Below are 23,854 nucleotides of genomic sequence, written 5' to 3'. Positions count from 1 at the left end.
TTCTACTGAAGTATTTTTTGCTAACAAAGGTATAAATACTGTCAGTGATAAATTTGGCTTGGTAAGCAAGTAAATCAGCTTCTTCAACAAATCAATAAAACAATAGGAGATTCCTTACCCTACAGGTTTGCTGGGGATGGAGTAAATTTGATCGAGTAAATTTTGGGTATTACATGACTAGAGTTGCTGCCTTAACCCGGACATATAGTTAAGTGAGAAATTGTTAACTTTAGATTATGTCACAAGAGCGAAGAAAGCCTGACAAATCGTTCAAACTGATGGCCGTAGAACTCAGCAGGAGCCTCAGCACCAACAGTTGGGACAATGCCGTGGTCGAAAGCTTCTTTAAGAACCTGAAGATCAGAGGACAGTAGCAAGAGCGATCTTCGGATACATGGAAGTCTTCTATAACAGGGAAAGACTCCACTCAAACCTGGACTACCGTACTCCCATACAAATAGAACAACTATTAAACATCAAATATTTAGCTGCCTAACCTTTTGTCCGGTTTTTTGTTGCAAGTCCAGGAAAGTGTATAAACAACCAAATGTGAGTATAAAAAAAGTGCCGACACATTCCTAAACTTGTAATAAGTTAATACTTCCTATAACTAATAATCCCTCTATTGTGGTAGAGGGATTATTAGTTATAGGATATTCTTTTTGTACGAAATGAAAAGCATAATAAGTATGCTCTTCATTTATTTAAGTCATAGTTCGAAAAGGATAAGAGTAACAATGCTAAATATACTTTTTGTTATCTTTCTGTTACTTTGAAAACAAAGAACCTGCTTATTTGATGAAATAAGCGGGTTTTTAAGCTTTACTATGTAGACCAAAGGATGGAATTATCGAACCATTTGCACAGGGATTTGGCGGCTTTTCTAGCGCTTATTGAAACTACTTTTTAAGCCTTATCTACAGTTAAACATATAACTATACGAAGTATAGACTCCTATTTTTGCTGCGCTAAAAAATAATTTACAGGGAAATAAGCATACCTAGTAAATTTACAATTAATTTTGTGCTTGAAAATCTGGAATTGTGAAGCGAATATTATTCATACTGCTAATTATCGTAACCTGTTTTAATTTAACAGGCGGTTACGCTATAGTAGTATCGGTAATAGCACAAGCTAACAATGAAGGCCTTCCAGTACAAGCACGCTCGCAAAGACAGCATAGTCTAAAAAAATCTACAGTTGATTTACGGGTAGTTCAGGTTAAAAAAGATGATTCTGAGAACGATGAATTCCTTTTTCCTGATTTAAGCCACCTTACTAATTATAATTACTATAGTTATATCCGGGACTTTAAGTTGCTTAACAAGCACTTCCTGGTACACTATAGCTCCTCTATAAAGGATAAAGAACTCGCAGCTTATATCCTGCATCAAAATTTCAGACTATAGTTTCCTCTTTTCAGTTGCCTATACTTTCGTGCGCCTGCCTCTGGGCCGCCGGTAACTATAAATTCCCGCTTTCTTAAGCACCAAATTCAAAGTTTTTATTTCCGGGTTCGGGCATACTGCAGTAACAGGCGAGCTAAGCTGTCTTGCTTTATACTTGTGAATAGTTGTTGCAATACAGTTTCTATTCGGGGTTTATTCCTGAATAGTTCGTAACGCTTTTGCTTCCCTGCTCTGTAGCCCTCCCCGGTAAATTCATATGCAGTACGTGTAGGTAGTTGCTTTCATAGCAATACACCATGTCCTGCGCAGACCATTAAAATTTTATTCACCAATCTTATTAATAATCTATCATGAAGAGAATTCTCATGCTTATCGGCATGTACGCTCTGGTGTGCCAAACAAGTTGTACATCATCACACGGAGAAGAGAAAAAGGAACATGAAACAGCGTTCCTGGTAAGCAGTCCGGTAAAAATGGACACCACCATTACGGATGATTACGTGAGCCAGATCCACTCCATTCGACACATAGAACTTAGGGCGCAGGAGAAAGGCTACCTGCAGATGATCTATGTAGACGAAGGTCAGTTTGTAAAAAAAGGACAGCTGCTGTTCCAGATCATGCCAAACCTGTACGAAGCGGAACTGCAGAAAGCACAGGCAGAGGCCAACTTTGCAAAGATCGAATACCAGAACACCAAATCGCTTGCAGACAGAAATATAGTTGCCCCCAATGAGCTGGCGATGGCTAAAGCAAAGCTGGACAAAGCAAAAGCGGACGTAGCCCTGGCTAATGTTCATTTGCAGTTCACCGAGATCAGGGCTCCATTTGATGGTATCATCGACCGTTTCCATGTTCGACTTGGTAGCCTTGTAGATGAAGGCGAACTACTGACCGAACTATCTGACAACAGCAAAATGTGGGTTTACTACAACGTGCCGGAAGCGGAATACCTGGACTACCAGGCTAATGAGAAGAAGGAAGAGGATGTAAAGGTAAACCTGTTGATGGCCAATAACCAGCTGTTCAAGTACCCGGGAGTGGTGGAAACCATCGAAGCCAATTTCAACAATGAAACAGGTAACATCGCGTTCAGAGCTACTTTCCCTAACCCGGACGGGCTATTACGACATGGCGAAACAGGTAATGTGCGCATGAGTATCCCACTTAAAAATGCCCTCCTGATTCCGCAAAAAGCCACCTTCGAAGTACTTGATAAAAAGTATGTCTATGTGGTGGATAAGAACAATGTGATCAGGTCAAGAGAAATAGCTGTGGGCGCAGAAATGCCACACATTTATGTGGTGCAGAACGGTTTGGCGGAGAATGATAAGATCCTGCTGGAAGGCCTGCGCCTGGTACGTGAAAACGAAAAGATCCATTCCAAATTCGTGGAGCCTGGTAAAGTTATTTCTGATCTGGAATTATATGCGGAATAAATTATTATCCCCTAAAAGCAGAAGACATGTTTAGTAAATTTATACACAGACCTGTATTTGCTATCATAATATCGGTCGTGATAGTTTTTATAGGTGGCCTGGCTATCAAAAAGCTACCTATTTCCCAGTTCCCGGATATTGCGCCCACCACGGTAAACATTTTTATTGCTTACCCGGGCGCCAGTGCCGATGTACTGGTTAACTCCACTTTAATTACATTGGAGCAGGCCATTAACGGTGTGGAAGGGATGCGTTATATAGCCTCTGATGCTACCAGTGCCGGTGAAGCTACGCTGCGTATCATTTTCGAGCCAGGTACAGACCCTAACGATGCCGTTGTTAGGGTAAAAACCAGGGTAGACCAGGTAATGCCGCTCCTGCCCGAATTGGTGCAACGGGAAGGTGTTGTTATTACCCCTGTTCAGCCTAGTATGTTGATGTATGTCAACCTTTATTCGAAAGAAAAGAGCATTGACGAGAAGTTCCTGTTCAACTATGCCACCGTTAAAATGATCCCGGAGATACAAAGGATCAAAGGCGTGGCCAGGGCGCAGATACTGGGTAGCCGCAGATACGCCATGCGTGTATGGCTGAACCCGGACCGTATGCGTGCTTATAACATCTCGGTAGAAGAAGTGATGGAGGCTCTGGCGGAGCAAAGTATAATCGGCCGCCCCGGCAGGTTAGGCCAAAGCTCTGGTATAGCAGCCCAGTCTCTGGAATATGTGCTTACCTACAAAGGCCGTTATAACAAACCAGTAGAGTACGAAGGAATCATTATCCGGGCAAATGCTGAAGGCGAAAGTATACACCTCAAAGACATTGCTACGGTAGAACTGGGTAGTGAATTCTTTGACATTTACTCTAACCTGAATGGCCAGCCTTCGGCAGCTATCGTTTTAAAACAGAACTATGGCAGTAACGCCAGCGATGTAATTGCAGACGTAAAAGCCAGGCTGGATGTCATGAAACAATCCTTTCCTCCGGGAGTGGATTACAAGATCAGCTATGACGTTTCTCAGTTCCTGGATGCTTCCATCGATCAGGTACTTCATACGTTGAGAGACGCGTTTATACTTGTTGCACTGGTTGTTTTCATTTTCCTCGGCGACTGGCGGTCTACGCTTATTCCTATACTTGCCGTACCGGTTTCGCTGGTAGGGACGTTCTTTGTGATTCAGCTATTCGGGCTTTCCATCAACCTGATTACTTTGTTCGCGCTGGTACTGGCCATTGGTATTGTGGTGGATAACGCTATAGTTGTAGTGGAAGCGGTGCACGCCAAAATGGAAGAAACCAACCTTTCGCCTTACAAGGCAACTATAGAAGTACTTCGTGAGATTGGTGGTGCCATCATCGCTATCACATTGGTAATGACAGCGGTGTTCATTCCACTACTGTTTATGACAGGTCCGGTGGGTATTTTCTACCGGCAGTTCTCTATTACTATGGCCAGCTCTATCGTGATCTCGGCCGTAATTGCTCTTACGCTAACCCCGGTGCTGTGCGCCATGTTGCTGAAGAATAACCACGGAAAACCGAAGAAGAAAAACCCGTTAACGAAAGCGTTGGATGGTTTTAACAGTGGGTTCGAAAAACTGACCGGCAAGTATGTTGGATTGTTACGTGCTATTGTAAGCCGCAGAACGCTGACGTGGGGAATTTTGCTGACTTTCTGTGTTGGTATCTTCTTCCAAAACAAAATGCTTCCGGCAGGCTTCATTCCGAACGAAGACCAGGGTACCATCTATGCTATAGTTCAAACGCCTCCGGGCTCAACTCTGGAAACTACCAACAAGGTATCTCAGAAGCTGCAGAAGATCTGTACAGAAATCGAAGGTGTGGAATCGGTTTCCTCATTGGCTGGTTACGAGATCATGACGGAAGGTCGCGGTTCAAATGCCGGTACGTGTCTTATCAACCTGAAGCCCTGGTCTGATCGCGAGCATACCGTGAAGGAGATAATGGAAGAACTGGAAGAGAAGTCGAAAGGACTGGGTGCTGTAGTTGAGTTCTTCGAGCCACCGGCAATTCCGGGTTTTGGTTCTTCAGGTGGTTTTTCGATGCGTTTGCTGGACAAAAACTCCGATACTGATTACCACGAATTTGATAAGATCAACAAAGAGTTCATGGATAACCTGGCCAAGCGTAAAGAGCTGACCGGCTTGTTTACCTTCTTTGCTGCCAATTATCCGCAGTATGAACTGGAGATCGACAACAACCTGGCGATGCAGAAAGGGGTATCTATTGGCAAGGCGATGGAGAACCTGAACATCATGATCGGTAGTACCTATGAACAGGGCTTTATCAAGTTCAACCAGTTCTTCAAAGTATATGTGCAGTCCGATCCGAAGTATAGAAGGATGCCGTCTGATGTGTTAAATCTTGCGGTTAAAAATGAAGCTGGCGAAATGGTACCTTACTCGGCCTTTATGAAGCTGAAGAAGACACAGGGACCTAACGAAGTTACGCGCTTTAACCTGTACAATTCAGCAGCAATACAAGGCCTTCCGGCCAAAGGCTATACTACTGCAGATGCCATAAAAGCCGTGCAGGAAGTAGCCGCTCAAACACTGCCTAAAGGCTATGACATTGCCTGGGAAGGCCTTTCTTATGACGAGTCTATTCGTGGTAATGAGTCGCTGTATGTATTTATAGTTGTACTCCTGTTTGTATACTTCGTGTTGGCAGCCCAGTACGAGAGCTTTATCATTCCTTTTGCCGTGGTGCTGTCCCTGCCTGTGGGAATTTTTGGCTCGTTCTTACTCCTTAAACTGATGGGCCTGGAGAATAACATTTATGCCCAGGTAGGTATGATCATGCTGGTTGGTTTGTTGGGTAAAAATGCCGTTCTGATCGTGGAATTTGCTGTTCAGAAACGCCTGCAGGGATATACGATACTTGAAGCGGCTATCGAAGGCGCCAAAGTTCGTTTCCGTCCTATCCTGATGACATCGTTTGCCTTTGTTGCCGGTTTGATTCCGCTTATCGTGGCTACGGGTGCAGGCGCTATCGGTAACCGGACCATTGGTGCCTCTGCGCTGGGGGGTATGTTGTTCGGTACCATTTTCGGGGTTGTTGTCATACCTGGCTTGTACTACATCTTCGCTAAAATGGCAGACGGTCGTCACCTGATCCGGGATGAACATGAAACGCCGCTAACGGAAGATTATGTTTATGTTACGGAGGATGTTCCTCACATTAAAGAAAGAGCCCTTATAGAAGAAACTGAAAACCATGTGTAGAATGAATATATCAAAATGGGTAGGGGTAGCTTTCGTTTCCTTATCCTTTACGGCCTGCAGTTTGCCGGCAGTGGTTCAAAAATCAGCCAGCACGGCGGTACCTGCGAGTTATAACACCTCGCAGGATACCACCAATACGGCAAAAACGAGGTGGCAGGAATATTTTACGGATCCTAACCTGAGCGCGCTGATCAACACGGCACTGCAGAATAACCAGGAACTGAACATTACGTTGCAGGAGATCCAGATTGCCCAGAGTGAAGTAAGAGCCAGAAAAGGGGAGTATTTGCCGTCCGTTGGCCTGAAAACCGGCGCTGGCCTGGATAAGGTAGCCAGGTATACCAACATTGGCGCCATGGAAGCCAACACCAATATCGACCGCGAAAAAGAAATGCCGGAACCACTTCCGGATTTCCTGGTAGGCGCTTATGCGAAGTGGGAGGTTGATATCTGGCATAAACTGCGCAATGCTAAAAAAGCAGCCGTAATGCGGTACCTGTCTTCTGTGGAAGGGAAGAATTTTATGGTGACGAACCTGGTTGCCGAGGTGGCTAATTCTTATTACGAATTACTGGCGCTGGATAACCAGCTGGCTATTGTGCATCAGAACATCGAGATACAGACCAATGTGCTAGGTATAGTAAAGGCTCAGAAGGAAGCTGCCAAAGTGAACGAACTGGCCGTACGCCGCTTTGAAGCCCAAGTGCTAAGTATTAAAAGTTTGCAGTATAGTATAAAGCAAAAGATAACCGAAACGGAGAATAGGATTAACTTTTTGATAGGTCGTTATCCACAGCCTATAGTTAGAAGTTCTCAGGATTTCAGTAAGTTAGAGCTTGCAACTATGCAAGCCGGCATGCCGGCACAGCTGTTAGAAAATCGCCCAGATATAAAGCAGGCAGAACTAGAACTGGCTGCTGCTAAACTGGACGTAGAAGTGGCTAAAGCTAATTTCTATCCTTCGTTAGGTATAACCGCTGGTATAGGCATACAGGCTTTCGATCCATCGTATTTACTTAAAACACCGGAGTCGTTGCTTTATTCCTTGGCTGGAGACCTGACTGCTCCGCTGATAAATAGGACTGCGATAAAAGTAACATACTATGGAGCAAGTGCAAAGCAATTGCAAGCTGTTTACAACTACGAACGTACGGTGTTAAACGCTTACATCGAGGTCTCAAACCAGCTGTCTAATATCAGTAACCTGGAGAAAAGCTATAATTTGAAAGCACAGCAGGTACAGGCTCTTACACAGTCAATTGATATTTCAAATGAACTATTCAAATCAGCAAGAGCTGATTACATGGAGGTACTGTTGACACAACGCGAAGCACTAGAGTCGAAGTTTGAGTTGATAGAAACCAAAATGCAGCAACTAAATGCCCATGTGGAAATGTACCAAGCATTAGGTGGCGGTTGGAATTGATTGATTAATTGCTGAGAAAAAATATTAGCTGTTTAATTTGAAAAGCCATTTTGCACGTTGCGGAATGGCTTTTTGCTTTTACGCTACTTCTGAATTGGTCTATAATATTAATATCTAATGTGAAAAGAATAAAAAATAGTGAGTCCCTTTTCCATAAGAGGAGAGACTTTTATCTAATTACATATCCAGCCATAGTTTGAATTCTGAGGCTTTACTCCTGCTGATGATAACCTCTTTGTCTAATGCCGGATGTAACTGCAGCGTTAGCCTTCCCTTAAAATAAGAGTGGACTTCCTGCACCGCATGGATGTGCACAATAAGCTGCCTGTTCGCCCGGAAATAAACAGTTTTATCAAGTTGCTCTTCCAGCTGGTCTAAGGTATAGTTGATAATGAACCGTTTGCCTTGCCTGGTAAACAGAAACACAACGCCATCTTCTGCCCAGAAGTAGGATACATCTTCTACGGGAATGGTTTTGATAACCTGTCCCTGTTTTACCAGGAACCTGGATTTTACCTGCTGTAGCTGGCTCATATCCTGAGGTACAGGGCGTTGCTGGCTTTCATACTTTTTTAAAGCAAGTGCCACATCTTCTGGCTTAATCGGTTTTAGCAGGTAATCTATACTGTTTACCTTAAAAGCTTCGATGGCATACTGGTTATAGGCCGTCGTGAAGATGACCGGGCAGTTTATAGTTACCTGCCTGAATATCTCAAAACTGTTACCATCCGAGAGATGAATGTCGCAAAAGATCAGGTCTGGTGCCTGGTACAGGTTAAACCATTGTACAGCCTCTTCCACAGATCCGATCTTGGATAGAATTTCAGTCTGGGGCCGTAGCCTCTTTACAATAACAGCCAAAGCATCGGCTGCCAGTTGCTCATCCTCAACTATAACTACTTTCATGTCAGGCTACATCAAGTAAAGGTAAAGCTACTATAAAAGACTGCTCATTTTGCGCCACTTCCACTTTCTCATCAGTAAAATATGTATACCTGCTGCTGATGTTCTGTAAGCCAACTTTAGTAGAGACTACTTCTTCAAGGCGGGGTTGGAGGTTGTTTTCAACTACCAGCTTAGCATCTTTTACAAACACGGAGATGTGCAGTGGTTTATTTGTGGTAGAGCCATTGTGTTTTATGGCATTTTCCAGCAGCATCTGCAACGACGTAGGAGGTAACTGCAAGTGCAGGTATGCTGGTGGTACCTCTACCTTAAACTGCACATTGTCGCCAAACCGGGTTTGCATGAGGTAGATATAAGCTTTGGCTAATTCCAGTTCTTTTCCGAGCGGTACAAGCGGCTTATCACCACTATCAAGCAGCGCACGGTATACTTCCGACATCTGACTTAGAAATGTTGCGGCTTTGTCCGGATCAACATAGATAAGTGAGTTGAGTACGTTCAGGCTATTGAAAAGGAAGTGCGGATTTACCTGATTCTTCAGGGCCTCCAGCTGCGCCCGGAAGTTTTCTTTCTGCAATTGCTCAGCGCGTAAATGTTCTTTTTGCAGCTGCTTCATGTTCCGCTCACGCTCTACAAAATAATAAAAGAACAACGCGGCCACACTACTGATAACATAGGCCAGGCGCACCCGTTCCGGCAACAGGCTTAGCTCTGCATCAGCGGCGAAGTAAATTACTCTGTAGGGAAGATAGTAAACCAGGAAGCAAAGGGTAACACTGCTGGTTACCACCATAATGCCTTCTAATATGGCTTTCCAGTTGCCGGAGATTCGGCTGAATGGACCGGTGGTAAAGGCTTTGGAAATAAAACTGTTAGACACGAAAATAGCCAGCAGAAAGAAGAACGCTACTGCCAGTTCTACCAGCACACCTGTGTTAAAAAGCCAGATAGTACCCAGGTGCACAAATACCAGCGCATAATATAAAAGCACTGTTGTAAGGGCAGCAGTAACGACCTGTTTCAGAAAGGGTTTATAGTTCATGCGTATCTCGTTATAAAGGTCAGAAAGCTGCCACCGGGAGGGACTATAGTACGGCACATTTTCGCATCGAAATAAATCTATTTGCTGCTTAAAAACAAGCAGAAGATTCAGGGATGGCCGCATGCTATAGTTGCTATAGTTAAGACTAAGCCGCTTTAAACCGCCATTTCATTCCATAAGCTTTCCACTTCATCAAGTCCATATCCCATTTCATCAGGCTCATGTCCCGCTTCATCAGAAACAGGTTTCTATCCTTTTAATGATGCTACATCTTTGAATCAACTAATTGATTTCAGGACAAATAAAACTTAATGAAAATGAAAAACTTACAACACATCATCATCCTGCTGCTGCTAACTGTTTTACCACAGGCAGGCTTTAGCCAGGTAAATGGCTTTTTAACAGGCGCTGTAAAAGATGAGCAGGGTCAGCCGGTGGGTTTTGCCAATGTAGCGCTGTTAGAAGCTGCTAACTCCGCGGTTATTAACGGCACTACTGCAGATGCCGAAGGCAGGTACCAGATCAAATCGCCGGCTAAAGGAACATACTTCCTACGCTTCAATTTTCTGGGTTATGTGCAGGTAAACTCTGAGCCATTTGAAGTTACCGGAGACAGTTTTACAAAAGACTTCGGAAGCACGACTTTAAAAGAGAATGCACAGGTATTGCAAGAGGTAGTGGTGCAGGGCATGCGCCCGGCTATAGTTGCTTATGCCGATAAAATAGTGGTAAACGTGGAAGGAACTGCCTTGGCTGGCGGAAGCTCTGCTTATGATGTTTTATCAAATTCACCGGGTGTCTGGATCGATCAGAATGGCGAACTGAAGCTGAATGGCAAAGCAGGCGTAAAAGTTATGATCAATAATAAACTTGTTCACATTAACGGGAAAGAGCTGCAGAACCTTCTTCAAAACATGTCCGGCGACAACATCAAAGAGCTGGAGATCATAACCAACCCATCTGCAAAGTATGATGCAGAAGGTGCGTCAGGCATCATTAACATTAATCTGAAGAAGCATAAAGATACAGGCCTGAATGGCAGCCTGCATGCGGGCTACCAATACAACGAACTGAACGGCTACACTGCTGGTGCTGAAGTAAACTATAAAAAAGGCTTATGGAATTCTTTTGCCGGCTTTGATTTCGCCGAGCGAGCTACTTTCAGGACAAACAACATGCAGCGTACTTTCCAGGGGCAAGAGGATAGTGGCCTTAACCAAAACCTGAGAGAGGAAGGAACAAGGACAGTACCCACCCTTAGAGTAGGTTCTGATGTTGATCTTAACCAGCACCACAGCATTGGTTTTCTGGCCGATATGTCAGTCTATAACACCAGAAATCAGATCAGAACATTGGCAAAACTGGAAGATGGCAATCCTGAAAACGACCTGTTGATAAATGCGCTGAACAATGGAAGATCTGACAATATGAACAGCGCTTTTAACCTGCACTACCTGGGCAAAGTGGATACGCTGGGCACTACACTATCTGCGGACTTTGATTATGTGAGGCTCTACAGCCAGAGCAATGCTACCTTCGTGAATCGTTTAGATAGTCTAGGTATACCTGCTGGTGTTTCTATTTACAGGCTGAAGTATGACAACCCCAATAATTACGATATCTACGCGGCAAAAACAGATCTTTCTAAAACTATAGGCAAGGCAGGCAAACTGGAGTTAGGTGCGAAAGCGAGCCGAGTGATCTCTGACAATGAACTGAAGTTTTATGGAGAGATGGACGGTGAAATGCAACCGGATGATAAGCGCAGCAACCACTTTATTTATGAAGAGAACATCCTGGCAGCCTACGCTTCTTTTTCCACTGCCATTAGTAGTAAGCTTAGCATACAGGCAGGGCTCCGTGCCGAGCAGACGTTTGCAGAAGGTAACTCCATTACGATGAGGCAAAAAACAAACAGAGACTATCTTGATCTGTTCCCAACGCTGTTTGTGCAGCATTCGGTTAATGATAACTACCAGGTAAGCTATTCCTACAGCCGCCGCGTTAACAGACCACAGTATAGCGCCCTGAATCCTTTCATATTTTACATCGACCCTTACTCCTGGGTAGTTGGCAATCCTTACTTAAAGCCGCAGTACACCAACGCTTTTAGCGTAACGCAAACTATAAGCCAACGCTATAATATAATAGTAGGCTATGCAGTAACGAAGGACTTTATAACAGAAATACCACAGCAAAATGCAGCAGATAAAACCACTTACTTCCAGCAGCAGAACGTGGAAGATACGAAGAGTTTTAACGCAACATTTATAGTTCCGGTGCAAGTTTTGCCAGTGTGGCAAATGAATAACACAGCTACAGTTCTGTATCAGAAGTTCACAAAAGCACTGGATCAACAGCTTCAGGCCAACCAACAATTCACCTTTATGCTACAGTCAAACCACGCTGTTCAAATGCCAAAGGATGTAAAGTTAGAGGTAAGTGCAGGCTACCAGGGACCAATGGCATACGGCTTATATCATGTAGATGCCAATTGGGGAATTGATGCTGCCCTGAAGCGCTCTTTTATGGATGATAAACTGGACGTAAGCTTAGGTTTGACAGATATCTTTAAAACCAGGAGAGTGGCGGGAACTATAAACATAGACGGCAATAAAATTGTGGCAGACCAATACAGAGGAACCCAAAGCTTTAAGATCAACCTGCGTTACCGCTTCAATAAAGGGAATGAGTTTAAGTTAGGCAAGAGAAGTGTAAACCTGGATGAAGTAAACAGAGTAGGTGGTAAGTAGTCCTAACTATAAAGCTACAGGCTGATTTCTATAGTAATGAGTTGGCGTATCATACCCCAAAAACAACAGGCTTTATGGAACTCTGCAACCTGGAAGAGGCTCTTAATGCAGCAAGTGCCATCGGTGATGACCTTCTTCTAAAGCAAGCTGCCGGAAGAGTGGCGCCGGACTCCTTCAAATACGGTACTTCTGCCCAAAGAGCCGGCCGGTCTATAAAATGCATTGAGACAGGTGATGTGTCACAGGGCGATACCTTTAATACCTCACAGTTAAAGTGCATCAGCAATAACGAGAAGGGGGATATGCCTTTTTAGAAGAAAATATCGAAATATATTATAGATTTTGGGGAGTAATAATAACTGCTTACCTTGATAGTTCGATAAGTAGACCAAAGGATGGAATTATCGAACCTTATCCACCTGGATTTAAGTGCTTTGGATTTGTATTTAAAGGCAGAAACTAAGCAGAATGAGTAACTATCTTCCAGGAGATGCGGTGGTACCTAGTTACGAAATATTGAGACTTCGGTACTTAGCCGTAGGTGAGCTTCGAAGATAGCTACCAGTAGTAGCGTGTGATGACGGGTTCTTATAATGTAATCCTGATAGTTGTTCCTACATTTACTTTGCTGCTCACTTCTACTTTGCCTGCTGCATTATCAACTAATCTCTTTACAATGTAAAGGCCAATGCCACTTCCTTCCACATGGTCATGAAAGCGCTTAAACATTGTGAAAATTTTATCCTGTTTGTCAGCAGGAATCCCTATTCCGTTATCAGAAACAGTGAGCAGCATGCTGTCATCACTCTTTTCCAGCATCACCAATACATCCGGAGTTCTTTCAGGTGACCTGTATTTGATGGCGTTGTTAATCAGGTTGTACAGTATGCTCTTGAAATTCTTTTTTGAAAAATTCAGCGAAATACTCTCACCGCAAACTACTTTTATGTGAGCACCAGATTCATCTATCTGGGCATATAGGTCCTGCTTTACGCTTTCTACCAGTTCGCAAAAATCTATCTCTTCATATACATGGTCATCTCTGTTCTGATCAGTACTTACAATTGTCGTCAGATCGTTGATGGTAGTAGTAAAACGCTTCAGAGAAGACTTCATTAGCTGTGTTACTTGCTTGATTTCTTCTTTGTCAATTGTTTCTTGTTCAACTGATTCACTAAGGATTTCAAGTAAACCTTCTATGTTGGCGACGGGCGATTTCAAATCGTGAGACGCTGTGTAAACAAAATTGTCAAGATCGAAGTTGGCGCTGGTCAGCAGCTTATTTTGTTGATTCAGCTCAACATTTGTAGTATAGCTGCGCTCTAACAAATTAAGGCTCTGCAGGTGGAAAGACAGTAACTCAGCAAAAAGGTTAAATGTATTGATGACCTTTGCATTGTTGACCTTAGCAGGTTTGGAATCAATGGCGCACAAGGTGCCGAAAAACGTTCCGTCTTTCAGGATTATCGGAATTGAAATATAACTCTGAAGGCCATACATTTGGGGCGTATGGTGGTGTTTATACAATGGGTCTTCTTCAACGTTATCAATAACAATAGCTTTTCGGCTATCTCTTATCTCGTTGCAAAGGGTTGTTTCTATTTTAAGCTCACCACCCTCTTTTAAACCGAACTCCACTTCGTCCCGGACACTGCATGCCAGCCATCTATCATGTGTTACCCGTGCAATGGCTGCAAACCCCATACCTGTTATTTGGCAGATAACCTCAAGCATGGTCGGAACAATCGGAATCTGCCTTACGGCTTCTAAATCTTTAAATAACTTGTCATTACTATCAATCATACGGGGAGTTGTAAAGATAATTTACAACGGACTTTAAATTCTTAGCTTTCTCTCTAATCCCCTAATTTAGGTGAAAATAGCCGAAACTGAAGGAAATATTTAAATCTTTCATTTTTTAGGAATGGAGTAATGGTTAATAAGTTGCAATACACGCTTTTAAAGGCAGTCGAAGTAAGAACTATGCTACTGAAAAGCTATTTTAGGCGGAGCATAGGCGGGAGCCTTTTGTGCAAATAATGGCTGTTTATTTGCAACCGTGGAATAAGAAAAGAGTTAGGTAAATTCCAGTCAAAAGTATATATCATCTCACCAATGCCTATTATCCCAAATAGGAAATTATGACTGATAATATAGACAAAGCAACAACATTTAAAACTAGAGAATCAGAAACTATAGAAAAATCCTGACGACGAATACATGAATGTTTAGAACGCATTATAGGGTAGAATTTTAGTAATACGTAAGCACTACATTTAACTTTCTAGCAGCTTATAAAGTAATGCTGCTATTAGAGTGAAAAGGCCACTAATTAGAATGTTTTACTAAAAATGAAGAGGCTAGAATACGTATGGCCGTACTGAAGGTGAAATTTATCGAACCAAAAAAGCAGCTCCATTTTATGCGGAGCGGCTTTTTTAATATGGTAGACCACTGGATAGAATTATCGGACCATTTCCACCAGGATTTTGCTGCTTTTAAGAAGTTTCTGAAGTACTGATCAACTTTTCAGATTTATAATGTTATAACTTCGCCATTCTACGGAATGATATGTTTATCTGCTTCAACATTCAGCCTTTCTGCTTTTTGACGAAACGAGTAACTGGGTTAGATAAATTAAGTGCTTCTGAGTGTTTTTAGTTCTTCATCCAGTTCCGCAATTCGCTGCTTGCTTTGCGTGCAGCTAACCGTAGTTCCATTTCATCCATTACAACGCCAGCGAGCACATGCAGCATTTCAGCTTGCTCTCTATTGATGTAGCGTTGGTTTTTGTCGATGATGCACAAAGTACCTAAGTTATATCCATCTTGTATGCATAGGGGAGCTGCGGCATAAAAACGCAAACCAAATTCACCACATACAAGCGGATTGGCAAGAGTGCGCGGATCTTCAATTGCGTTTTCTACCAAGTAAACATCGTTTGAAAAATAGCTGAAGCGCAAAGGCCTGCAACTCTGTTAATTTGCGTCACGCCGTCGAGTCCAATCTGCGACTTGGACCAAATCCTGTCATTATTAACTAAGGTGATAAGGGCTATCAAACAGGCACAGCAGGAGGCGATCCTTATAGCTGAAAAGGAGCTTGGGAGCCCCATCCTAACAAACTCTGCTACCAGGCAATCCTCAAGAGTCGAGCAAAGTACGGTAGTTAGAGTGCTTTGTTTATTGTTTGGTTACAGCAGACAGGCGTATTACCAGCAAATTAAAGCAAGGCAGCCGGAAGCCCTAAAAGAAGATCTGCTTATACAGCAAGCACTTTGTATTTGTAGTGTTCAAAAGCAAGTAGAAGCGCGCAAGCTGCTGGTAATGCTGTCCCCTTTTAGGGCTGCCCACAATTTTCATATCGGGAGGTATATTTAATATTTTATAAATAAGATGTTTACTTTTTTTAAAGTTTCTTAGCATTTGTAACGCTTGGTGTACTATTTTAGCGGAAGTACCTGAAATTAAAAGAAGTAAATCAATATTTCGCAAACCTTGTACTACTCTTTTGCCGTTACAACTGAAGCAAATTAGTGCAATTTTAAAGACTACTTTATGCTTTTTTATAAAACTGAATTTGTAGAGATCTATTACTATCCAGAACTTAAGATGGTAGAAACATGCTGGTTGGGCTTTGCTTCAAGCAACGGGTATAGGGATGGTCTTGAGCATTATTTAGAAGCAGCCAGAAAGTATGAGGTCAAGTTTTGGATGGGCGACTATCGTCTGGCTCGCGTAGTGCGGATGGATGATCAGGAGTGGGCAGCCAATGAATGGTTTCCAAGGTTCATGCCTGTTGCTACTGGTATCGAGAAGATGGCACGAGTTCAATCGGAAGATGTGTTCAGCCAAATGAGTTCTGATTCGATGAAAGAAAAATTAGACATCAGCGGTCTCCCTTTTCTCTTTAGTGAATTCAAAAATTACGAAGATGCCAAAGCATGGCTGTTACAAGAAGATCAGAACAGCACAGAACAAAACGAGATGTATGGCTAACTGATTGCATCAAGTGTATAGGTAAAGCTTAAAGTTTTTCGTTTGCGAAGCTATGCTTAAAGCTGCTTTAAAACCATTTTAAGCCAAAAATTCAACTTATATCTGCACTCGTTCGGCATCCATAGGTGTAAGCTGCATGATGTCCACAGAATCGCTTTCATCAAAATACCTAGCAATCCCTTTCACTATACCCAACGCAACACCAGCCATTCTACGTTTAGAATAGTAATCAATGATCAACTGTTTTTTCACCTTTCTTGGTAACAAGTAGTTTAGGAGGATTGGTCCTGTTGTCTTCTTTCTTACAGCACCACGCATGGCTTCTTCCGAGTTCAAAAGCATATCGTAAGTACGTCACTCTGGCTGGATGTATTTGCCATAGACCAGCATCAGGTCAGGCACGATGAACTCCCCGTATTGCACCTGTAATGTAAAATCAGATTGATCGGTTAATTGAGCCAGCCTGTTAACAATGGTAAAAATTTCGTGTGTGGGATACATCTCATGCATTTGATAAGGTGTATGCTCTACGCCAGCTTCTTCCAATAGTTTTACCCAAGTGCTATGATCATGGGTGCTGAAATCGAATTTCGTGGAAGCTGCATTTTCAGGGCGCGTGAGCTATTTTTTTTTAACTTCGGGATGTTCGGCCATCAGGAACTTGAGCTTCGGGCCACGCTCGGAGCGGAATTGCGGATCTGTTACCGGAAGGCTACTGGAATAGTCCGAGTAGCCATACCAGCCATCCTGTTTGATCTGGTAAATGTTGTCTTTGGCGTTTGCAATTGGCCGGCTTCCCCTTTCATCGTAGCCATTGTCGGTCACGTATAGTTGTCCGTCAGGTCCCCACATCACACCAAACGGGTTACGCAGTCCCCAGGCGTACACTTCCAGGCCTGAGCCATCGGTGTTCATTCTGAGAATAGTGCCACTTGCTCTCATCTGGCCTTTAATTGTGCGGGTGTGCTCCCCGAACAGCTGAAAACCACGTGTACGTACCAGCAGCGATGTTTCCCGGTTGCGGTTAAAAATACTGGTAACGGCATAGGTCACATTGCTTCCCAGTGTCAGCAGATTTCCCTGGCGGGCCAGTACATTGCTGGGCTGTGGCGTCAGGAAGCTTTCACGGGTTAGCTTTATGTCTTTAGCCGGGATGTCATGTTCATTGGGCCATAGAAGGAGCCAGATATAAGGATACGCATTGTCGAGTCCGACCACACCGGAGTTGGTTGCCACGCCCTGCCCGAAATATAGCTTACCATCAGGCCCCACAGTCATCTGGTTATTGAAATGGTCGCCATAACTGGGCAGCCCGGTTACCAGGTCTTTGACAGCGCCGTTGCTGCTTACAGAAGAGATCTTGCCCCTGTGCGAAACATATAAGGTACCCTGGTGCCATAAAATATCGGTAATTGGTCCCAGGAAGCCATCAGCAAACAGGTTCAGTTGCCCGTCCGGCGAAATACGAAATATCCTTGCCGGGGCAAAGGGGTCGCCGTACACATAGCCGGCTTCCGCAACATATACATTTCCGCTTTCGTCAAAATCAACGCTGGTTGGCCAGTTCAGGTCCTGCATAAATACTTCGGCCTTATAACCTGGTGGTACTTTTGCCGCTACAGCATCCGGCACAGGCACTACAGGCATTTCCTTGGTGAGGACGCTGACTGGAACAGATGGTTCCTGAACAGTACAGGCAGCTGAAAATAAGCTGATGCAGAGTAAATAAAAGAGTTTTTTCATAAGTATAGAGGGTTATTTAAGTGTTGCAAATGAGTGCCGGTAGAAGTATAGCTTGTGATAAATGAGTCTGCGGAAGGCCGGCCATTCCCGGGCGAGGGAGAAGGGCAGGTGAGTTCCTGCTGCAGCGGGCATGAATATGGAGTTGTAACTGCCCAAGGCAGTTGCTTCTAAATGCTGCCGTGTGCTGGCTATAGTTACTTTCCGGGCCATGTTTACCTACATTTTAATTTATCACTGTGCATTAGATGACAGCATACCCGAATGGTTACATTCTTCTGCAATACCCCCATGCATTTAAAATTCGAGCTTAAAGAAAAACCAATTTAGATATGGGTACGTGGTTATTCATTATAAATTTTATAAAGGACAAACTTGTCCTTTATAAAATTTAGTACGTACATTTGGGCACGTGCAACTTAAAAACCTGCTGACATGACCAAACAAAAAAATGACAGTAAAGTCCCCCGAAATTTTTTTAAGTTCCTTTTTCCTTTACTGCTCACTTTCCTTCAATTCTTAACGACTTCTGCATTCGCTCAAACGGGGAACGACGCCGGTGACGACTTATTCACTTTGCCGGGCATCATCATTACCATTACCCTGCTGCTCATCCCGGTTGTAGCCGCCCTTTTCCTGCTCGTGGTAAAAGCCAACGCCCTGTTTAAGAACATACAGAAAAGAAAAGACACCGAAGAAGCCGTTCGCTTCGCTGCCTATCTCAAAACACTGAACGTGGACCAGCTGGAAGCCCTTCAAAATGACAGGAAACACCAGGATTATCACTTGAATAACAAAGAACTTGCCGGTCCGTTTTCCCCCGCAGATTCCAGAGGGCTGCTAAGCAGTATAAACGAACAGGCCAACATCCGCTTTATAGAAGCCAAGCGCAAAGCCATTGTACGACCTGGTATTGACCCGGCACTCTCAAGGCTCATCCTTTGGTTTTTAGGCACTGCTACATTCTGGTTGGTCTTCGGTACTTCGGTAGGGGAGTATGTGGGCATTAAGTTTGTTGCGCCAGATGTGGATCAGGTCAGTTGGCTGAGCTTTGGAAGGTTGCGCCCGGTGCATACCAACGCGGTGTTCTGGGGCTGGTCGTCGCTGGCTATGCTTGGGCTGGGCTATTACGTCGTGCCGAGGGTCAGTAACATCCAGATCCATAGTTTAAAAGCCGGCTGGTGGACGCTGATTCTTATCAATGCATCGGTTGTGCTGGGTACCATTGCGCTGATGGCGGGTATCAATAATGGCGGCGGCGAGTATCGAGAATACATCTGGCCCATTCAGTTGCTGTTCGGCATCGGCCTTGTCATCACGCTTATCAATTACCTGAAAACAGTAGCTAACCGCAAAACGACAGAGATCTATGTATCGAACTGGTACATTGTGGCAGCAGTAATGTTTGCTATCGTGATATCTATAGTTGCCTATGTGCCTAATTTCCAGAACGGTCTCGGCGAAACCATTATCCAGGGTTACTACATGCACCAGGGAGTGGGCATGTGGTTTATGCTCTTTACACTCGGGTTGGTTTATTATTATTTGCCACAGCAGCTCAACAAGCCTATTTATTCCTATAGTTTAGGGATACTCGCTTTCTGGTCGCAGATATTCTTTTATACGCTCATCGGAACACACCATTTTGTATTCAGCGCTATACCCTGGTCGCTGCAAACAGTCGCGATCGTGGGAAGTGCCGGTATGATCATCCCGGTCGTGTCAGGCACCACCAACTTTGTGATGACCTTTCGGGGCGTCTGGCATAAAGTGGCGGGCAGTTATACTCTGCCGTTCTTTATCGTAGGTATCATCTTCTATTTTACGGGGTCCTTGCAGGGTACAGCAGAGGCCTTTCGTAGTACCAACCTGATCTGGCACTTCACAGACTTTACAGTAGCGCACTCGCATCTGACTATGTACGGCATCATCGCCTTCTTTTTGTGGGGTGGGATCTATGCTATAGTTCCGCGGCTTACACGTCAGGAGCCACCGCAGGTTACGGTAGGCATACACTTCTGGATGGCCTTTATCGGGATGATGTTTTATACTGTTCCGCTAATGTGGGGCGGCACCATGCGCGGGTTGATGTGGATAGAAGGGTTGCCATTTATAGAGAGTGTGACCATGATGGCGCCTTACTGGTTGTGGCGTGCCATTGGAGGCTCGCTGATGTGGGTATCGCATCTGGTGTTTGCCTATAATATGTATAACATGATAAACCCACGCAAAACAGTCAATATCAACGACACGGCTATCAAAAACTTACGCTCTAAAGAAGTGGAGCTAGTACATATCAGCAATGAATAATTGTGGTCTATACATCGGCAAAGCACATGAAAATTCTAACCGTTGCTTTTTAGCACATACAGCATATGATGGACTTTTTTAACGATTACAGAAAACTATACCTGTCGGCACTCAGCTTATTCGTGCTGCTTACTATCCTGGTGGCCATTATGCCGGCTATCAGCAATCAGAATAACAACAGTCCGCTACCAACCGAGGAGGTCCTGAGTGATGCCGCTCTGGCTGGCAAGGCGCTCTATGTGGCCAACGGCTGTGTGGCCTGCCATACGCAGCAGGTGCGTAACCTGGATATGGATAAGATGTGGGGCAAGCGCCCCAGCATTGCTGCCGATTACGCCAGCGAGCACCGCACCGACCTGTGGCGCAATACTGCCACCCTGATGGGGACCGAGCGCACCGGTCCTGACCTTACGGATATAGGCAACCGCCAGCCCAGTGCCGAATGGAATCTGCTACACCTGTACCAGCCGCGAGCAGTGGTAGCAGAGTCAATTATGCCGGCCTACCCGTGGCTGTTTGAAGAAAAGGCAGAACTGGAAGAAGGCGATGTGGAAATTCCTGTGCCCGATGTTTTCCGGAAGGGTGTGAAAGGCAGGATTGTCGCAACACAAGATGCCCTGAACCTGGTAGCCTACCTGCAATCTTTAAAGCAGGCCCAACTACCGGAAGCTATAGTTGCACCTGAATTTTTATACAAGCGCGAAGAAAAGCTTAAAGCTGCCACTGCCGGAGTGGATGACCTGGGACTGGACGGTGTAGCGCTTTATGCAGCCAATTGCCAGAGTTGCCACCAGGCCAATGGCGAAGGTTTGAAAGGAGCGTTCCCGCCGCTGAAAGGCAGCCAAATTGTACTGGACGATAACCCGGAAGTGCTGATAGATGTGGTGATGAATGGCTACGATGCCCGGGCGGAGTTTGCGTCCATGCCGGCTATCGGAACGAATATGAAACTGTCAGCTGCTGAAGTAGCTGCCATTATCAACCACGAGCGTACCAGTTGGGGCAACAACGCACGTAAGGTGTCGGTAGAAGAAGTACAGAAGATCATGGATCTCCTGAAACAGACAGCAAAGAAATAAGAAATCATAAAATATATATAACGAACATATACATGCAAAACCAGGAAGAAGATTACATGCCAAGTCTGATCACGGCAACTCCTTTTGAAGGACGGCAACTGGCCATAAAGTTATCCCGGAAATCCATAGGCGCTATTCAGCCGGATGCCGCCACCAGGCAGCAGCTGCGTGCTGCATATGCTTCTGATACAGGGCAGTTGATCGCATCGGCGCATGTGATTGCAGTAGAATTTCAGACGATTGCTCAGGCAAATAATTACTGGCGTACAAAAGGCTAACGAAGAACTGAACTATGAAAGCATTCCTGCTAACTATACTCGCGACACTATTGAGCCTGGTAGCCTTTGCCTGCCCGGTTTGTGAGAAGCAGCAGCCAAAGGTGCTGCAGGGCATCAGCCACGGAGCAGGCCCGCAAAGCGATTGGGACTATGTCTTGGTCTGGGCTACAGTGATGATTGTAGTGCTGTGCCTGTTTTTTAGCATCAAGTGGCTGTTACAACCCGGCGAAAAAAGCAAAGACCATATCAAAAGAACAGTATTAGATTTCTGATAAAATGGAAGATAAAAGTTCTGTAATAATATTTGTGGACGACGATCCGCAGCCCATCGGCTCCTTCAAATCGCCCATCAACTTTGAGCTGGATACCCGGAAACTGGTAGATGGAGAACATATCCTGCGTATCGTCAGCAAAGACCCGTCCGGTAAAGAAGGCATCCGTAAAATTCCGTTTGTAGTGCGCAACGGTCCGGACATAACCGTGGAAGGCATTTCGGAGAACGAAGTAGTAGACGGTGTGTTGCCCATCATGGTAAGCGCTTACGGCAAAGGCGATCAGAAAGTGTTCCTGATAGAAGGCAGTGAAACCCCGCGCAGCATTCCTAACTGGGTCTGGATTCTGCACATCATTTTCGGCGGCTGGGCCATGTATTACCTGATCACACAATTTGCCATATAAGAATGAAAGCAAAACACGACATTACCGGACTGGAGGATATAAAATTACTGGTAGATGAATTCTATACATTGGTCCGGAACGACGAACTGCTGGCGCCTATTTTTCTTTTCAGGCTAAACACGCACTGGGAACCGCACCTGGAAAAGATGTATTCGTTCTGGAATGCCGCCCTGTTCGGGGTGAAGGGGTATACCGGTAATCCGTTTGCAAAGCATGCCACTATGCCCGTAGACGGAGCGCATTTCGAGCGCTGGCTTTCTTTGTTCCTGGGCACGGTTGATACTTACTTTGAAGGGCCTGTAGCAGAAGATGCTAAGTTAAGAGCACAGATCATGGCAGCCAACTTTGAGAGGCGCATCGAGGGGTTGAAAGGAAGCGATAAGATCACACTGGTATAGAACTATGTTGTTGCTGGTTATTTAATAAGAACAAAATGGAAATGAAAGAAATACATGCCAATGCTGCCTATAAAGTATTGAGCGTTACACTGGCCAAAGGAGAGGGGATGGCACGGCATTACGCTACTTCGGATGCGTTTCTGGTGATCAGTGAAGGCAAAGGAATTCTGAAACTTCCGGAAAGAGAAGTTGAACTACAGCCTGGCACTACCCTGACTATACCTGCCAATGAGCCGCACAGCATGCATGTGCTGGAAGATCTTGCAGCCACTGTTGTTCTGGCTTCCGATGCACACATTAAATTTACAGACCGCGTTGCTGCGGAAAAAGGCAAAGTTTAGCAGCTGATAAGAGTAACTGCGCAGGTATAAACTATAAGCAAAGCAAACATAGGTAATTCATGTTTTAAAGGTGTTTATAGGTTATGTTTGCAGCAGAATATTTTAATATGGGGAGAAAGATATGATTTCCAAGGCATGTAAGTATGGGATTAGGGCGGCCGTTTATGTGGCCTCGAGGGCAGGTGAAGGGGTCAAGCTGAATGTGAAAGATATCGCGAAAGAAGTTGATGCGCCCGAGGCCTTTACTGCAAAAATACTGCAGATACTGAACAAGTACCGGATCATTACTTCTCTAAAAGGTCCGTATGGTGGATTTTTTATTGAAGAATACCAGCTGGAGCAACCTGTTATAAACATTGTGAATGCTATTGATGGCATGGCCGTTTTCTGGGAATGCGGACTGGGCCTGAAGAAGTGCTCGGAAACGCATCCCTGCCCCTGCACGACAAGTTTAAAGTAGCGCGCGAGACCCTGCGGGATATATTTCAGAACACCACTATCCGGCAACTCGCCCAGGAACTTAAAGAAGGCACCTCCTTTATCAAGAACCTTACATAACGCACCCGGACAAAAGTAACGCTGGTAGGGTGTGGTGTAAGTAGGCATGAAGAATCTTTAATTCGCTGTATGGTACATTCATGCGGTAAACTATTGCGTGTAAGGTGGAAATGGAAGTATAGCTGGTAATGGGTACCATCAAAAGCAACTGAAACAGAAGCTGAAATAACCTTATACAGCTTGTATCCATATACTAAAGTGGCTGGTACGCAAAAGCGGGTAGCATACTTATTTTGTGAATTCTCTTCACCATT

21 protein-coding genes and 1 pseudogene are annotated in these 23,854 nt (G+C 44.5%); 16 read left to right on the top strand and 6 right to left on the bottom strand.

Going from position 1 to position 23,854, the window contains the following annotated elements; translation table 11 throughout:
- Nucleotides 1–236: 236 nt before the first annotated feature.
- The 4 genes from GSQ66_RS19215 (at nt 237) to GSQ66_RS05850 (ending at nt 7,519) form a co-directional block, all read left to right on the top strand.
- Nucleotides 237–374 carry a transposase family protein gene (locus tag GSQ66_RS19215; RefSeq protein WP_162426604.1) on the top strand — a complete coding sequence of 46 codons (138 nt, stop codon included), beginning with the start codon at nt 237–239 and terminating at the stop codon, nt 372–374.
- 1,385 nt (nt 375–1,759) lie between these two features.
- Nucleotides 1,760–2,848, top strand: a complete 1,089-nt coding sequence (locus GSQ66_RS05860) for an efflux RND transporter periplasmic adaptor subunit (RefSeq protein ID WP_162426603.1) — start codon at nt 1,760–1,762, stop codon at nt 2,846–2,848.
- Between the two features lie 26 nt (nt 2,849–2,874).
- Nucleotides 2,875–6,093, top strand: coding sequence for an efflux RND transporter permease subunit (locus GSQ66_RS05855; protein WP_162426602.1), 3,219 nt, complete (start codon nt 2,875–2,877; stop codon nt 6,091–6,093).
- Entirely contained in the window at nt 6,086–7,519 is a 1,434-nt protein-coding gene (locus GSQ66_RS05850) for a TolC family protein (RefSeq protein WP_162426601.1), read from the top strand. The genes GSQ66_RS05855 and GSQ66_RS05850 overlap by 8 nt, the downstream gene beginning before the upstream one ends.
- Nucleotides 7,520–7,696: 177 nt before the next feature.
- Here GSQ66_RS05850 and GSQ66_RS05845 read toward each other — a convergent pair whose 3' ends face one another.
- Together GSQ66_RS05845 and GSQ66_RS05840 are read right to left on the bottom strand one after the other, a co-directional pair.
- A complete protein-coding gene (locus GSQ66_RS05845) occupies nt 7,697–8,425 on the bottom strand; it encodes a LytR/AlgR family response regulator transcription factor (RefSeq protein WP_162426600.1) in 729 nt (242 codons plus the stop codon).
- Between the two features lies 1 nt (nt 8,426).
- Complete coding sequence (locus GSQ66_RS05840) at nt 8,427–9,590, bottom strand: sensor histidine kinase (protein WP_162426599.1); 1,164 nt, start codon at nt 9,588–9,590, stop codon at nt 8,427–8,429.
- A gap of 194 nt (nt 9,591–9,784) precedes the next feature.
- Here GSQ66_RS05840 and GSQ66_RS05835 point away from each other — a divergent pair, with 194 nt between their 5' ends.
- Together GSQ66_RS05835 and GSQ66_RS05830 are read left to right on the top strand one after the other, a co-directional pair.
- A complete protein-coding gene (locus tag GSQ66_RS05835; RefSeq protein WP_162426598.1) occupies nt 9,785–12,220 on the top strand; it encodes an outer membrane beta-barrel family protein in 2,436 nt (811 codons plus the stop codon).
- A 41-nt stretch (nt 12,221–12,261) separates the two neighbouring features.
- Nucleotides 12,262–12,534, top strand: coding sequence for a neutral zinc metallopeptidase (locus GSQ66_RS05830; protein WP_238395830.1), 273 nt, complete (start codon nt 12,262–12,264; stop codon nt 12,532–12,534).
- A 274-nt stretch (nt 12,535–12,808) separates the two neighbouring features.
- On the opposite strand, the gene GSQ66_RS05825 is transcribed toward GSQ66_RS05830, so the two are convergent.
- Nucleotides 12,809–14,023: a sensor histidine kinase gene (locus GSQ66_RS05825; RefSeq protein ID WP_162426597.1), complete on the bottom strand. Its 1,215-nt coding sequence runs from the start codon at nt 14,021–14,023 to the stop codon at nt 12,809–12,811.
- 568 nt (nt 14,024–14,591) lie between these two features.
- Between GSQ66_RS05825 and GSQ66_RS05820 the strand changes: the two genes are divergently transcribed.
- Nucleotides 14,592–14,741, top strand: a complete 150-nt coding sequence (locus GSQ66_RS05820; RefSeq protein WP_162426596.1) for a hypothetical protein — start codon at nt 14,592–14,594, stop codon at nt 14,739–14,741.
- 136 nt (nt 14,742–14,877) lie between these two features.
- Here GSQ66_RS05820 and GSQ66_RS05815 read toward each other — a convergent pair whose 3' ends face one another.
- A complete protein-coding gene (locus GSQ66_RS05815; RefSeq protein ID WP_202923408.1) occupies nt 14,878–15,150 on the bottom strand; it encodes a GAF domain-containing protein in 273 nt (90 codons plus the stop codon).
- A 627-nt stretch (nt 15,151–15,777) separates the two neighbouring features.
- Here GSQ66_RS05815 and GSQ66_RS05810 point away from each other — a divergent pair.
- On the top strand, nt 15,778–16,218 hold the full coding sequence (locus tag GSQ66_RS05810) for a hypothetical protein (RefSeq protein WP_162426595.1): 441 nt from the start codon (nt 15,778–15,780) through the stop codon (nt 16,216–16,218).
- A gap of 96 nt (nt 16,219–16,314) precedes the next feature.
- Here the strand turns inward: GSQ66_RS05810 and GSQ66_RS19210 are convergent.
- Nucleotides 16,315–16,764: pseudogene (locus tag GSQ66_RS19210) on the bottom strand (heme NO-binding domain-containing protein).
- 75 nt (nt 16,765–16,839) lie between these two features.
- Complete coding sequence (locus tag GSQ66_RS05795; protein WP_162426592.1) at nt 16,840–17,961, bottom strand: PQQ-dependent sugar dehydrogenase; 1,122 nt, start codon at nt 17,959–17,961, stop codon at nt 16,840–16,842.
- Between the two features lie 432 nt (nt 17,962–18,393).
- Between GSQ66_RS05795 and GSQ66_RS05790 the strand changes: the two genes are divergently transcribed.
- The 8 genes from GSQ66_RS05790 (at nt 18,394) to GSQ66_RS05755 (ending at nt 23,502) form a co-directional block, all read left to right on the top strand.
- Complete coding sequence (locus tag GSQ66_RS05790; RefSeq protein WP_238395829.1) at nt 18,394–20,268, top strand: cbb3-type cytochrome c oxidase subunit I; 1,875 nt, start codon at nt 18,394–18,396, stop codon at nt 20,266–20,268.
- Between the two features lie 65 nt (nt 20,269–20,333).
- Nucleotides 20,334–21,347, top strand: a complete 1,014-nt coding sequence (locus GSQ66_RS05785; RefSeq protein ID WP_202923407.1) for a cbb3-type cytochrome c oxidase subunit II — start codon at nt 20,334–20,336, stop codon at nt 21,345–21,347.
- A gap of 32 nt (nt 21,348–21,379) precedes the next feature.
- Entirely contained in the window at nt 21,380–21,625 is a 246-nt protein-coding gene (locus GSQ66_RS05780; protein WP_162426591.1) for a hexameric tyrosine-coordinated heme protein, read from the top strand.
- A gap of 14 nt (nt 21,626–21,639) precedes the next feature.
- A complete protein-coding gene (locus tag GSQ66_RS05775; protein ID WP_162426590.1) occupies nt 21,640–21,897 on the top strand; it encodes a hypothetical protein in 258 nt (85 codons plus the stop codon).
- 4 nt (nt 21,898–21,901) lie between these two features.
- A complete protein-coding gene (locus GSQ66_RS05770; RefSeq protein ID WP_162426589.1) occupies nt 21,902–22,303 on the top strand; it encodes a cytochrome C in 402 nt (133 codons plus the stop codon).
- Nucleotides 22,304–22,305: 2 nt separating this feature from the next.
- Nucleotides 22,306–22,701: a group III truncated hemoglobin gene (locus GSQ66_RS05765; RefSeq protein WP_162426588.1), complete on the top strand. Its 396-nt coding sequence runs from the start codon at nt 22,306–22,308 to the stop codon at nt 22,699–22,701.
- Nucleotides 22,702–22,736: 35 nt separating this feature from the next.
- Nucleotides 22,737–23,042, top strand: a complete 306-nt coding sequence (locus GSQ66_RS05760) for a cupin domain-containing protein (RefSeq protein WP_162426587.1) — start codon at nt 22,737–22,739, stop codon at nt 23,040–23,042.
- Between the two features lie 121 nt (nt 23,043–23,163).
- Nucleotides 23,164–23,502 carry an RrF2 family transcriptional regulator gene (locus tag GSQ66_RS05755; RefSeq protein ID WP_238395828.1) on the top strand — a complete coding sequence of 113 codons (339 nt, stop codon included), beginning with the start codon at nt 23,164–23,166 and terminating at the stop codon, nt 23,500–23,502.
- Nucleotides 23,503–23,854 lie beyond the last annotated feature (352 nt).

It is taken from the genome of Pontibacter pudoricolor (genome assembly GCF_010092985.1).
GTDB lineage: Bacteria > Bacteroidota > Bacteroidia > Cytophagales > Hymenobacteraceae > Pontibacter > Pontibacter pudoricolor.
Note: the sequence above shows the minus strand (reverse complement) of the source record. Positions and strands in the feature narration are given on the sequence as shown.